The following is a 12582-nucleotide window of genomic DNA, read 5'->3' as shown; positions in this document are numbered from 1 at the left end:
ATGCGGGCGGCCTGGCAGGTGGTACGCGGTCGCCCGGCCGCCCGGCTGGGCATCGCGGCGGTGGCGGTGGGCCACGTGGTGATGGTGGCGGTGATGTCGATGACGCCGGTGCGCCTCGGCCAGTCGCACGGCGACGCCGACGTGCTGCGGGTGGTCGGCATCGTGCTGAGCCTGCACATCGCCGGCATGTACGCCCTCAGCCCGGTGGTGGGGTGGCTCACCGACCGGGCGGGCCGGCGCGCGGTCATCCTCGGCGGCGTCGGGCTGCTGCTCGCGGCGTGCGCGGTCGCCGGCACCGCCGGGCACGACACGTTCCTGCTCTCGGTCGGCCTGTTCCTGCTCGGGCTGGGCTGGTCGGGCACCATGGTGGCCGGTTCCACCCTGCTGTCGGAGTCGGTGCCCGCGGCGGTCCGCCCGAGCGTGCAGGGGTTCTCCGACCTGACGATGGGGCTGGCCGGCGCGGGGGCCGCCGCGCTGAGCGGGTTTGTCATGGGGGGGCCCGGTTATCCGGTGCTCACCCTGCTGGCGGCGATCGCGGTCGTGCCCCTGGTGGCGCTAGCGTTGCGTCCGGTGCCGGTGGGGACACCCGACGAGGAGGACTGACACGTGCGGCTGACCGACTTCTGGGCGCGGCTGGAGGAGGCCTTCGGTCCCGGCTACGCGGACAGCATCGCCAGCGACCAGGTGCTCTCCCAACTGGGCGGTCGGACCATCGAGCAGGCGCTCGCATCGGGTGAGCAGACGCACGTCGTGTGGCGCGCGGTCTGTGCCGCGTACCCCGACCGGGTGCCCGCCCGACTACGCTGAGCAGCCTTTTCGTCGCTTCCGCGTGTCACTTGCCGACTCGTACACCTGTTCGGCTATTGTCCACAGCGGGGTGCTCGTCCACAGCTCACGGCCCGTCGGCTGGTTTTCTGTCGGACCCAGCGCCTAGCGTGTCCGCGTGACGCGAAGCTCAGGAAAGACGCCGGCGAAGGCAGGGGTGGCAAACATGGCCGCAGGGCCCGATCGGGAGAAGGCACTCGACCTTGCTCTCGCTCAGATCGACAAGCAGTTCGGCAAGGGCTCGGTGATGCGGCTGGGGGACCGGCCGGTCATCCAGACCGCGGTGATCCCGACCGGCTCCATCGCGCTCGACGTGGCGCTCGGCATCGGCGGCCTGCCGCGCGGCCGGGTGGTCGAGATCTACGGCCCCGAGTCCAGCGGTAAGACCACGGTGGCGCTGCACGCGGTGGCCAACGCGCAGCGGGCCGGTGGCATCGCGGCCTTCATCGACGCCGAGCACGCGCTCGACCCGGAGTACGCCAAGGCGCTCGGCGTCGACACCGACGCGATGCTGGTCTCCCAGCCGGACACCGGCGAGCAGGCGCTGGAGATCGCGGACATGCTGATCCGCTCCGGCGCGCTCGACATCATCGTGATCGACTCGGTGGCGGCCCTGGTGCCGCGCGCCGAGATCGAGGGCGAAATGGGCGACAGCCACGTGGGCCTCCAGGCGCGGCTGATGAGCCAGGCGCTCCGCAAGATCACCGGTGTGCTCAGCAACACGGGCACCACCGCGATCTTCATCAACCAGCTCCGCGAGAAGATCGGCGTGATGTTCGGCAGCCCGGAGACCACCACCGGTGGCCGGGCGCTGAAGTTCTACGCCTCGGTCCGGCTCGACGTGCGCCGCATCGAGAGCCTCAAGGACGGCACCGACGTGGTCGGTAACCGCACCCGGGTCAAGGTCGTGAAGAACAAGGTCGCCGCGCCGTTTAAGCAGGCCGAGTTCGACATCATGTACGGCAAGGGCATCTCCCGCGAGGGTTCGCTGATCGACGTCGGCGTCGAGCAGGCGATCATCCGCAAGTCCGGCGCCTGGTACACCTACGACGGCGACCAGCTGGGCCAGGGCAAGGAGAAGGCCCGGGAGTTCCTCAAGGAGAACCCGGACGTCGCGGCCGAGATCGAGAAGAAGATCCTGGAGAAGCTCGGCGTCGGGGTCGGCGCGGGCGACGCCGCCGGTGGCCCGGAGCTGCCGCCGGTCGACTTCTGACCGGTAGCTGACACGTGGCAGGACGACGCGCCCGCACGGGGCGGGGCTGGGACGCCAGCCCGCCCCGGGCGGGAGACGGCGACACCCCGCCCCGGCCCCGCCGGGGTCGTCGCGGCCGGTCCGAGGAGGCCGACCCGGATACGACTCCGGCGCCGCCGCGTGACGAGGCCGAGGTGGCTCGGGAGATCTGCCTGCGGCAGCTCGCCGTCCGGCCGCGTACCCGGGCCGAGCTGGCCGGGGCGCTGGCCAAGCGGGGCATCTCCGAGGAGGTCTCGGCGCAGGTGCTCGACCGCTACGACGAGGTCGGCATCATCGACGACGCCGCATTCGCCCGTGCCTGGGTCTCCAGCCGGCACAACGGCCGGGGGCTGGCCCGCCGGGCGCTCGCCAACGAGCTGCGCCAGCGCGGCGTCGACGGCGAGGTCGCCAGCGAGGCGCTCGGCGAGCTGGACGAGGAGACCGAGGCGGAGACCGCCCGCGCCCTGGTGGAGCGCAAGCTGCGCACCGCCCGGGGTGAACCCGACGCGGTCTTCCGGCGGCTGGTCGGCATGCTGGCCCGCAAGGGCTACCCGCCGGGGCTGGCCATCCGGGCGGTGAAGGACGCGCTCGCCGCGCAGAGCGCCGAGGCTGCCGAGTTCGCCGAGCAGATCGACGCCGACGCGCTCGCCGAGGCCGAGGGCGAGCTCGACCGGGACAGCCGCCCGGCCGGATGACCCGCCCGGCCGGGGCGGTGACGCACGCGGACCCGGCCGCCCTCGCCGGCCCGGCCGCGCCGCCGGGTCGGGTGCGCCGGCGTCGTCGCCCGGCGTCCGGGTGGGTGGCGGCGCGCGCTGACCCGGCACGGTCGGCAACGCGACAATCGACCGGTGCGCTCACCCGGCGGGTGAGACGTCTGCGTCACACGCCGGCGGTCGCCGGGCGGTCACGTTCCGGGCGACCTGCCCCGCCCTGAGCAGCGACGACCCGCGCGGAGCGACAGCGGGCCGCGTTTTTTGTCCGCTGGTGTCCGACGCTGGATCAGCAATCGGTGACGTGCCAACTTCTCTCCGTTCGGGGGGTTTGATCATGAGTTCTTGACCAGACCACCTCCGGCGACCTAGCCTCGCCATACAGGCTCACATTGCCCGACCAGCGCAGGCTAAGCGCACAACATAGATCGCGTAACGGAACAGCATCACTTTGGCCGGCACGATCGGCCTGACGGCAGCCCGGACTGGCCGGTCCGGAGCTGATCCGACAACTGCACCCGGCTGTCGACGGTGCCCCTGCGGCACCGCCGACGGAGAGACCTACCCACGGCCAGCCGCTCCGGTCGGGCGTCCACAGCCGCAGGGGCGTGCCCACCGGCACGGTCGCTGCGGTCCCGACGTTCAGGGGAGGCGGCCATGGCCAGGCGGCACGGATGCACCGGAGTGCCGGCATGAGCGCGCGGGCCGGCGGGCCCGACGCGCCCGCGTGGCAGGCCGTCGACGACGGTGACCGGTCCCGGCAGGCCGACGACGCGAGCGTCGCCGGCGCGTCCGACGCTCCGGCGGCCCCGGCCGCGCACAACGGGGCGCGGGCATGAACGCCTTCGACGTCGTGCTTCTCGCCGCCGTGCTGATCCTGGCCGCGGTCGTGGTCGGCGCGGTGCTGCTCGGGGTCCGCACGCTGCGCCGGTTCGGCGCGGCGCCGGCACCGGAGGACCCGGCCTTCATCGCCGAGAAGGACCGGCAGGAACAGTCCCTGGCCGCGCTGCGGACCGCCGCTGACGAGGCCAGCAGCACGATCGACGTGGCGAAGTCCGCCGCCGCCGCGGCCCGTGCCGAGGCGGCCGGGGCGAAGGCCGAGGCAAAGGCGGCCCGCGCCGAGGCACGCCGGGTGCTCGACGACGCCCGGGCCGAGGCGGACACCATCCTGGAACGGGCCCACAAGCAGGCCGAGGCGGACGCGGAGCAGCTGCGCACGGCGGCCCGGCGCAGCGGTGAGCGTGAGGTCGCGGTGCTCGCCGCGACGACCCGGGAACAGGCCGCCGAGGTGGAGCGGCGGGCGGCCCGGATGGACGAGCGGGAGCGGCTGCACACCGAGGAGGTGGAGCGGCTCGCCGAGCGCGAACGTCAGCTCACCGCCGCCAGCGCCGCCCTGGCCGCCCGGGAGTCCGCGCTCACCCAGCGGGAGGCGGAGCTGGCCGAGGCGGAGGAGCGGCGCCGCCGCGAACTGGAGCGGGTCGCCGGGCTGACCGCCGACGCGGCGCGGTCGGAGCTGATCGAGGCGATCGAGACCCAGGCCAAGCGGGAGGCCGCGCTGCTGGTCCGGGACATCGAGTCGGACGCCCGCAACACCGCCGAGCAGCGCGCCCGGCACATCGTCGTCGACGCCATCCAGCGGGTCGCCAGCGAGCAGACCGCGGAGAGCGTGGTCAGCGTCCTGCACCTGCCCGGCGACGAGATGAAGGGGCGGATCATCGGCCGGGAGGGGCGCAACATCCGCGCCTTCGAGTCGGTCACCGGGGTCAACCTGATCATCGACGACACGCCCGAGGCGGTGCTGCTCTCCTGCTTCGACCCGGTCCGCCGGGAGGTCGGCCGGCTGACCCTGGAGAAGCTGGTCCTCGACGGCCGGATCCACCCGCACCGGATCGAGGAGGTCTACGACCTGGCCCGGCACGAGGTGGAGCAGCTCTGCCAGCGGGCCGCCGAGGACGCCCTGGTCGAGGTGGGCATCACGGAGATCCACCCGGAGCTGGTCACCCTGCTCGGCCGGCTGCGCTACCGCACGTCGTACGGGCAGAACGTGCTCAAGCACCTGGTGGAGACCGCGCACATCGCCGGCATCATGGCCGCCGAGCTGCGCCTGGACGTGCCGACCATCAAGCGGTCGGCGTTCCTGCACGACATCGGCAAGGCGCTCACCCACGAGGTGGAGGGGAGCCACGCCATCATCGGGGCGGACCTGGCCCGCAAGTACGGCGAGAGCGAGGACGTCGTCCACGCCATCGAGGCGCACCACAACGAGGTGCCGCCGCAGACCATCGAGGCCGTGCTCACCCAGGCGTCCGACGCCTGCTCCGGCGGCCGGCCGGGCGCCCGGCGGGAGAGCCTGGAGGCGTACGTCAAGCGGCTGGAGCGGATCGAGGAGATCGCCGCCGGCAAGCTCGGCGTGGACAAGGTCTTCGCCATGCAGGCCGGCCGGGAGATCCGGGTGATGGTCAAGCCGGACGACGTCGACGACATCGGCGCGGCGGTCCTCGCCCGCGACGTGGCCAAGCAGATCGAGGAGGAGCTGACCTACCCGGGCCAGATCCGGGTGACCGTGGTCCGCGAGTCCCGGGTCACCGAGATCGCCCGCTGAGCCTCGGCGTCCGCGCGCGGCGCCGCAAGACCGCCGTACACGACGAGGGCCGGCCCGGAATCCCGGGCCGGCCCTCGTGTCGTCGGATGCGGATCAGTTGCCGCCGCCGCCCGCGCCGCCCCCGCCCTCCGCCTGCGAGATGAGTGCGGTGGCCGGAGCCTGCTGCGCCGGGAGGTTCGCGGTCTTGCGCCCCCGGGAGAGCCGGCGCTGGACGTACTGGGCCAGCTTCGACAGCGAGTAGTTCACCGCGATGAACAACGCCGCGATCACCACGTACACCTGGATGGGGTTGTCCAGCACGCCGATGATCTGCTTGCCGATGTTCAGCGTCTCCTCGTAGCTGATGATGAAGCCCAGCGAGGTGTCCTTGAGCACCACCACGAGCTGGCTGATCAGCGCCGGGAGCATGATCCGGAACGCCTGCGGCAGCAGGATCATCCGGGTGGTCTGCAGCGGGGAGAGGCCGATCGCCGCCGCCGCCTCGGCCTGGCCGCCGGGCAGGCCCTCCATGCCGGAGCGGAGGATCTCGGCGATCACCACCGAGTTGTAGATGGTCAGGCCGATGACCAGGTACCAGAGCGTGTCGAAGGAGATGCCGAACTCGGGGAAGCCGCGGGCCACGAAGAAGATCGTGATGACCACGGGCAGCCCACGGAACACCTCGACGCAGACCCGGGTGACCGCCGACAGCAGCAGGCTCAGCCCGCGCAGCAGGTACGCCAGCGGGGTGGCCATTCCGGTGAACCGGCGCCGCGCCAGGCTCTTGAGCTGGATCCGCAGCACGGCCAGCAGGGTGCCCACCACCAGCGAGGCGACGATGGCCAGCGCCGCCGCGATCAGGGTGTTCTTGAAACCGAGACCGATCCGCTCCCAGACCAGCGAGAAGTTCTCGTTGGAGGGGTCGACGAGCGGCCCCCAGAGCTCCATCGAGAACTGGCCCTTGTCGTCCAGCGGCTTGTAGATCAGGAAGTACGCCCCGATGAGCAGCACCACCCCGGCGACCAGGCTGCTGATCAGGGTGATCCGCCGCTGGCGGGGGCCGGGGACGTCGTAGAGGACGCTGGTCTGCTGACTCATCGGGCCACCGCCTGTCGCTTCTCGATCCGGTCCAGCAGGGCGCCGAGCGGCACGGTCATGATCAGGTAGCCGATCGAGATGCCGATGGCGACCGGGATGAAGGCGTAGCCCTCGGCTCCGGTGAGCTGGTCGGCCGTGGCCGACAGATCGCCGACGACCCCGAAGAAGCCGGCCAGCGCCGAGTTCTTGATCATGGCGATGATGACCGAGCCGAGCGGCACGATCGACGCCTTCCAGGACTGCGGCAGCACCACGTAACGCAGGTTCTGCCCGAAGGTCAGGCCGAGCGACCGGGCGGCCTCGGCCTGCCCGGCGGGCACCGCGTTCACGCCGGAGCGCAGCGCCTCGCAGACGAACGCGGCGGTGTAGAGCACCAGGGCGATCAGCGCGAAGCGGAAGTACGGCAGGTCGGTGCCGAGCCGGGTGAACAACGAGTCGATCACCGGGATGCGGAGGAAGTCCGCGTTGGAGCCGAGCGCCGGCAGACCGAAGGCAGCGAAGAACATCACCACGGTCAGCGGCATGTTGCGGAAGACGTTGACGTAACCGGTGCCGACCGCCCGCAACGGCGGCACGGGGGAGATCCGCAGCACCGCCACGATCGCGCCCAGGATCAGGGCGCCGATCGCGGCGAGTACGCAGATCTGGAGGGTGAGCCAGAAACCACCCGCGAAGACGTCGAACTTGTCGATGAGCACACCCACGGGTCGGTTCTCCTCCCCACCCTCCAGATCGCGAAGGATCAGATCAGTAGCGGTTGATGGTCGGCGCGGTGCCCAGCTCGGCACCGAACTTGCCGGCGGTGTCGTCCCAGGCCTTCTTCCAGCTGCCGTCGGCGAACGCCTTCTCCAGCGTGTCGTTGACGAAGTCGCGGAAGGCGGTGTCCTCCTTCTTCACCCCGATGCCGTACGGCTCCTTGGTGAAGTTCTCACCGGCCAGCTTGAACGAGGCCTCGTCCTTGGCGATGTAGCCGAGCAGGATCACGTTGTCCGTGGTGACCGCGTCGACCTGACCGCCCTTGAGGGCGTCCCGGCACTTGTCGTACGTGTCGAAGAGCACCACCTGGGTGGCGACGTCCTTCACGTACTCCTTGATCTTCTCGGCCGGGGTGGAGCCGGTGACCGAGCAGACCTTCTTGGTGCCGTCCTTGAACGAGTCCGGGCCGGTGATGGTGGTGTTGTCCTTCTTCACCAGGATGTTCTGGCCGGCCTCGTAGTACGGCCCCGCGAAGGCGATCCGCTCCTTGCGCTTGTCGTTGATCGTGTACGTCGCCGCGACCAGGTCGACGGTGCCGTTGACGATGACGTCCTCGCGGACCTTCGACGGCGTCTCGACGAACTCGATCTTGTCCTCGGGGATGCCCAGCTCCTTGACGATGATCTTCGCGATCTCGACGTCGAAGCCCTCCGGCTTGCCCGACAGGCCCTTCTGGCCGAAGCCCGGCTGGTCGAACTTGGTGCCGATCTTGATCTTCTGGGCCTTGTTGAGCTTCTCCATGGTGCTGCCGGCGGCGAAGGACTTGCTGCCGGCGCCGGTGCCCTCCCCGGCGTCGTCGCCACCGCAGGCGGTCAGGCCGAACGCCAGGGTGGCGGCCGCCGCGAGCGCCGCTACGCGCTTGATACGCATACTCATCTCCTTCTTCGACGGAGCCCGCCGGGGGACGGCGCGCTCCCTGTACGGACGCCTAGTGCGTGAGGATCTTGGAGAGGAAGTCCCTGGCCCGCTCGCTGCGCGGGTTCGCGAAGAACTCGGCGGGCGGGGCGTCCTCGACGAGCTGACCGTCGGCCATGAAGATGACCCGGTTCGCCGCGTGCCGGGCGAAGCCCATCTCGTGGGTGACCACCACCATCGTCATGCCCTCGCGGGCCAGCGAGGTCATCACGTCCAGCACCTCGCCGACCATCTCCGGGTCGAGCGCGCTGGTCGGCTCGTCGAAGAGCATCGCCTTGGGCTGCATGGCCAGCGCGCGGGCGATCGCGGCCCGCTGCTGCTGGCCGCCGGAGAGCTGGGCGGGGAACTTGTCGGCCTGGTTGGCGATGCCGACCCGGTCCAGCAGGGCCAGGCCGCGCTCGCGGGCGGCGGCCGGCTTCTCCTTGCGGACCTTGATCGGACCGAGGGTGACGTTCTCCAGGATGGTCTTGTGCGCGAAGAGGTTGAACGACTGGAAGACCATGCCCACCTCGCTGCGCAGCCTCGCGAGGTCCTTGCCCTCGGCCGGCAGCGGCTGCCCGTCGAAGGTGATGGTGCCCGAGTTGATCGGTTCGAGCCGGTTGATGGCGCGGCAGAGCGTCGACTTGCCGGAGCCGGACGGGCCGATCACCACGACCACCTCGCCGCGCCCGACCGACAGCGAGACGTCGTCCAGCACGTGCAGCGGCCCGAAGTACTTGTTGACCGCGTCCAGCACGATGAGCGGTTCGCCCGTCGTCACGTCGTACACCGTCCCTGTGGTCGACCGGAGCGGGGTCGGATGACCCCCGGTTGGGCCACTGTAGGCGGGGTGATGTGGCGGAACGCAACTCAGTTGGTCACGGAGCGGTAACACCGGTGTCGAACAGGGTCGGGAGTCCGATTCTGACCCCCGAACCGGTCTCTGCGGTGGCGACGGCGACGCCTCACGGAGATCATGTGGGGATGACCGAACCGGTACGGCTGACCCGGTACGCCCGCGGTGGCGGCTGCGCCTGCAAGATCCCCCCGGGCGAGCTGGAGACGATGGTGGCCGGCCTCGGCCCGGCCACCGGCACCGCGGAGCTGCTCGTGGGGCTCGACCACGGCGACGACGCCGCCGTGATCCGGCTCGACGAGCGGACGGGCCTGGTCAGCACCGCGGACTTCTTCACCCCGGTGGTCGACGACGCGTACGACTGGGGGCGGATCGCCGCGGCCAACGCGCTCTCCGACGTGTACGCGATGGGCGGCACCCCGCTGGTCGCGCTCAACCTGCTCTGCTGGCCCCGGGACGTGCTGCCGCTGGAGCTGGCCCGGGAGGTGCTGCGCGGCGGGCAGGACGTGGCCCGCGACGCCGGCTGCCACCTCGCCGGCGGGCACAGCGTCGACGACGAGGGCCCGAAGTACGGGCTCGCCGTGACCGGGGTGGTCCGGCCGGAGGAGCTGATCACTCTGGACGCCGGCCGGGCCGGGCTGCCGCTGTCGCTGACCAAGCCGCTGGGCGTCGGGGTGCTCAACACCCGGCACAAGAACACCGGTGAGCGTTTCGCCGAGGCGGTGGCCGCGATGACCACCCTCAACCGGGACGCCGCCCGGGCCGCGGTGGCGGCCGGCATCCGCTGCGGCACCGACGTCACGGGCTTCGGCCTGCTCGGGCACGCCTCCAAGCTGGCCCGGGCCAGCCGGCTGACGGTGGCGATCGACGCGGCCCGGGTGCCCTACCTGGCCGGCGCCCGGGAGGCGGTGCGCGACGGGCACGTCAGCGGCGGCAGCCGGCGCAACCTGGAGTGGGTCACCCCGTGGACCGATTTCCGCGGCGTCGGCGAGGACGACCGGCTGCTGCTGGCCGACGCGCAGACCTCCGGCGGGCTGCTGGTCGCCGGCGAGGTGCCCGGCGGCACCGTGATCGGCGAGCTGCTGCCGCGCGGAGAGCACCTGGTCGTGCTCCGCTGAGCCGACGACGTGGAATCGGGCGGCGGCGGTCATCCGGACGGTGCACCGTACCCGATAAACTGTCATCTTCCGGCTACTCCGAGCAATGGCGCTCGAGGAAATTTTGCCCGGAATGGTCACAGACCGGTAACTTGCCCCCGGCTGAGGTCATATGCACCCCACCATCGTCAGTAAGGCCCGATCCGGAGGCCGGTGGGACGAGCACAGCGAGGAGGCGGCATGACCGAGCTGTGGAACTGGAGAATCGACCAGGTGCGGCCGGTGGAGGTCTACCCGGCACTGGCCGAGGCGCTCGGCCGGGTGGTGATGCCCCTGGCGGTGGCGGACCCCGCCCGGCTGCCGACGTACGCGGTGATCTGCGACGTCTGGCAGGCGCCGGGGGAGTTCGCCACGATCGTGGACTGCTACGGGGTGCCCGACCAGCTCCCCGAGCACGCCAGCGTCGCCGCGCTGGCACGGCTGCTGGACCGCAACTGCCTGCTGCGCGACGACACCCTCGACGCCGGCCGGCACCTGCTGGTCGCGCCCGACGGCACGATCCGGCCGGTGCACTTCGAGGTCCGGGAGACCGACGACGGCGAGGAGCTCAGCGACCAGCGGCTCTGCACCGAGGCCGACCCGCGCTGCCGGGGCTGGTCGCAGTGCCACCGGTCGCGCTGGGCCCCCGACTCGGTGCTCCCCGCGCTCGCCGCCGCCTGAGCGACGCCGCCGGTCAGCGCGGCTGGCCGGCGGCGCGAGAGCCGCGTACCTCCAACTGGTCGAGCAGGGTCGCGGTGGCCGCGGCGACCGCGGCCACCGCCGCGTCGAAGGCCGCGGCGTTGTGCGCGGCCGGCGCCCGGAATCCGGAGATCTTCCGGACGTACTGCAGGGCGGCGGCGTCGATGTCGGCCGGCGTCACCTCGGGGACGTACGGCTCACGCAGGGTCTTGATGCTCCGGCACACGGCTCCTCCTCCTCGTTCGGGTCGATCGGGTCGGCCCGGATACGCTGTGCACGTCATGACTACCGCAGCCGCCAGCAGCCCGCGCACCTACCAGGTGCGCACGTACGGCTGCCAGATGAACGTGCACGACTCCGAGCGCATTTCCGGCCTGCTGGAGCAGGCGGGTTACGTGCGCGCCGCCGAGGTCGACGACAACCCCGACGTGGTGGTGTTCAACACCTGCGCCGTCCGGGAGAACGCCGACAACCGGCTCTACGGCAACCTCGGTCATCTGCGCCCCGTGAAGGACAAGCACCCGGGGATGCAGATCGCGGTCGGCGGCTGCCTCGCCCAGAAGGACCGCGGCGACATCGTCCGCCGGGCCCCCTGGGTCGACGTGGTCTTCGGCACCCACAACATCGGCTCGCTGCCGGTGCTGCTGGAGCGGGCCCGGCACAACGCCGCCGCCGAGGTGGAGATCCTCGAATCCCTCGACGTCTTCCCCTCGACGCTGCCCACCCGGCGCGAGTCCACGTACGCCGGCTGGGTGTCGATCTCGGTCGGCTGCAACAACACCTGCACGTTCTGCATCGTGCCCTCTCTGCGCGGCAAGGAGAAGGACCGCCGCCCCGGCGACGTCCTCTCGGAGGTGCGCGCCCTGGTCGACGAGGGCGTGCTGGAGGTGACGCTGCTCGGGCAGAACGTCAACTCCTACGGCGTCGAGTTCGGCGACCGGTACGCCTTCGGCAAGCTGCTGCGCGCCTGCGGCGACATCGAAGGGCTGGAGCGGGTCCGCTTCACCAGCCCGCACCCGAAGGACTTCACCGACGACGTGATCGCGGCCATGGCCGAGACGCCCAACGTCTGCCACTCGCTGCACATGCCGTTGCAGTCCGGCTCAGACGACGTGCTGAAGGCGATGCGCCGGTCGTACCGCTCGGAGCGCTACCTGGGCATCATCTCCAAGGTCCGGGCGGCCATGCCGGACGCGGCGATCACCACCGACATCATCGTCGGCTTCCCCGGCGAGACCGAGGCCGACTTCCAGCGCACCCTCGACGTGGTGCGCGAGGCCCGGTTCTCCTCGGCGTTCACCTTCCAGTACTCCAAGCGCCCCGGCACGCCCGCCGCCACGATGGACGGCCAGCTGCCCAAGCAGGTCGTGCAGGAGCGCTACGAGCGGCTGATCGCCTGCGTGGAGGAGATCACCTGGGCGGAGAACAAGCGCCTGGTGGGGGAGACCGTCGAGGTGCTGGTCGCCGTCGGCGAGGGACGCAAGGACGAGCGCACCGGCCGGATGTCCGGCCGCGCCCGCGACGGCCGCCTGGTCCACTTCGCCACCGGCGCAGCCGGAGCGAACGGCCAGCACGGCGACGCGGGTTCCCTCGTCGGGCGGATCCGCCCCGGCGACATCGTGCACACCGCGGTGACGTACGCCGCCCCGCACCACCTCAACGCCGACGGCGAGCCGTTGTCGCACCGGCGCACCCGCGCCGGCGACGCGGCCGAGGCGGGACGCTCCCCGCGTACCCCCGGGGTCCTGCTCGGGCTGCCCACGATCGGCGCCCCGCCCGCGGCGCCCGCGCCGACG

Annotated in this window: 13 protein-coding genes and 1 pseudogene; 9 read left to right on the top strand and 5 right to left on the bottom strand. The window is 71.6% G+C overall.

Annotated features, from left to right (window positions below):
* The 6 genes and pseudogenes from NCC78_RS17405 to rny all read left to right on the top strand — a co-directional run.
* Window positions 1–616, top strand: a pseudogene (locus tag NCC78_RS17405) (MFS transporter); the annotation flags it as partial.
* Window positions 607–807 carry a DUF3046 domain-containing protein gene (locus tag NCC78_RS17400; RefSeq protein ID WP_250795659.1) on the top strand — a complete coding sequence of 67 codons (201 nt, stop codon included), beginning with the start codon at window positions 607–609 and terminating at the stop codon, window positions 805–807. The pseudogene NCC78_RS17405 and the gene NCC78_RS17400, both read left to right, overlap by 10 nt.
* Before the next feature lie 184 nt (window positions 808–991).
* Window positions 992–2038, top strand: a complete 1047-nt coding sequence (gene recA / locus NCC78_RS17395; protein WP_250795658.1) for a recombinase RecA — start codon at window positions 992–994, stop codon at window positions 2036–2038.
* 14 nt (window positions 2039–2052) lie between these two features.
* A complete protein-coding gene (locus NCC78_RS17390; RefSeq protein ID WP_250795657.1) occupies window positions 2053–2751 on the top strand; it encodes a regulatory protein RecX in 699 nt (232 codons plus the stop codon).
* 707 nt (window positions 2752–3458) lie between these two features.
* A complete protein-coding gene (locus NCC78_RS17385; RefSeq protein ID WP_250795656.1) occupies window positions 3459–3605 on the top strand; it encodes a hypothetical protein in 147 nt (48 codons plus the stop codon).
* On the top strand, window positions 3602–5368 hold the full coding sequence (gene rny / locus NCC78_RS17380) for a ribonuclease Y (protein ID WP_250795654.1): 1767 nt from the start codon (window positions 3602–3604) through the stop codon (window positions 5366–5368). Before NCC78_RS17385 ends, rny begins: the two co-directional genes overlap by 4 nt.
* A 93-nt stretch (window positions 5369–5461) precedes the next feature.
* On the opposite strand, the gene NCC78_RS17375 is transcribed toward rny, so the two are convergent.
* From NCC78_RS17375 to NCC78_RS17360, 4 genes are read right to left on the bottom strand one after another with little or no spacing between them, the layout of a single operon-like run.
* Window positions 5462–6445: an amino acid ABC transporter permease gene (locus tag NCC78_RS17375; protein ID WP_250795652.1), complete on the bottom strand. Its 984-nt coding sequence runs from the start codon at window positions 6443–6445 to the stop codon at window positions 5462–5464.
* Window positions 6442–7149, bottom strand: coding sequence for an amino acid ABC transporter permease (locus NCC78_RS17370; protein WP_250795651.1), 708 nt, complete (start codon window positions 7147–7149; stop codon window positions 6442–6444). The genes NCC78_RS17375 and NCC78_RS17370 overlap by 4 nt, the downstream gene beginning before the upstream one ends.
* A gap of 43 nt (window positions 7150–7192) precedes the next feature.
* Entirely contained in the window at window positions 7193–8071 is an 879-nt protein-coding gene (locus NCC78_RS17365) for a glutamate ABC transporter substrate-binding protein (protein ID WP_250795650.1), read from the bottom strand.
* A gap of 58 nt (window positions 8072–8129) precedes the next feature.
* Window positions 8130–8885, bottom strand: a complete 756-nt coding sequence (locus NCC78_RS17360; protein WP_250795649.1) for an amino acid ABC transporter ATP-binding protein — start codon at window positions 8883–8885, stop codon at window positions 8130–8132.
* A 188-nt stretch (window positions 8886–9073) separates the two neighbouring features.
* Between NCC78_RS17360 and selD the strand changes: the two genes are divergently transcribed.
* Together selD and NCC78_RS17350 are read left to right on the top strand one after the other, a co-directional pair.
* Entirely contained in the window at window positions 9074–10069 is a 996-nt protein-coding gene (gene selD, locus NCC78_RS17355) for a selenide, water dikinase SelD (protein WP_372495150.1), read from the top strand.
* Window positions 10070–10288: 219 nt separating this feature from the next.
* The gene (locus NCC78_RS17350) at window positions 10289–10768 is read left to right on the top strand and encodes a hypothetical protein (protein WP_250795647.1); all 480 of its coding nucleotides are present in this window, start codon (window positions 10289–10291) and stop codon (window positions 10766–10768) included.
* 13 nt (window positions 10769–10781) lie between these two features.
* On the opposite strand, the gene NCC78_RS17345 is transcribed toward NCC78_RS17350, so the two are convergent.
* Window positions 10782–11012 (bottom strand): DUF2277 family protein, encoded by a 231-nt coding sequence (locus NCC78_RS17345; RefSeq protein WP_250795646.1) that lies wholly within the window; start codon window positions 11010–11012, stop codon window positions 10782–10784.
* Window positions 11013–11067: 55 nt separating this feature from the next.
* Between NCC78_RS17345 and miaB the strand changes: the two genes are divergently transcribed.
* On the top strand, window positions 11068–12582 hold a 1515-nt coding region (gene miaB / locus NCC78_RS17340; RefSeq protein WP_250795644.1), incomplete at its 3' end, for a tRNA (N6-isopentenyl adenosine(37)-C2)-methylthiotransferase MiaB.

It is taken from the genome of Micromonospora phytophila (genome assembly GCF_023656545.1).
Taxonomy (GTDB): Bacteria; Actinomycetota; Actinomycetes; order Mycobacteriales; family Micromonosporaceae; genus Micromonospora; species Micromonospora phytophila.
The sequence above is the reverse complement of the archived record's forward strand: the minus strand, read 5'-3'. Positions and strand labels throughout refer to the sequence as shown.

Bases quoted from the DNA above. Each gene is read 5' to 3' on its own strand.
- NCC78_RS17365 (WP_250795650.1), bottom strand. From the start codon at position 8,071: ATGCGTATCAAGCGCGTAGCGGCGCTCGCGGCGGCCGCCACCCTGGCG.
- recA (WP_250795658.1), top strand. From the start codon at position 992: ATGGCCGCAGGGCCCGATCGGGAGAAGGCACTCGACCTTGCTCTCGCT.
- NCC78_RS17375 (WP_250795652.1), bottom strand. From the start codon at position 6,445: ATGAGTCAGCAGACCAGCGTCCTCTACGACGTCCCCGGCCCCCGCCAG.
- rny (WP_250795654.1), top strand. From the start codon at position 3,602: ATGAACGCCTTCGACGTCGTGCTTCTCGCCGCCGTGCTGATCCTGGCC.
- NCC78_RS17350 (WP_250795647.1), top strand. From the start codon at position 10,289: ATGACCGAGCTGTGGAACTGGAGAATCGACCAGGTGCGGCCGGTGGAG.
- NCC78_RS17385 (WP_250795656.1), top strand. From the start codon at position 3,459: ATGAGCGCGCGGGCCGGCGGGCCCGACGCGCCCGCGTGGCAGGCCGTC.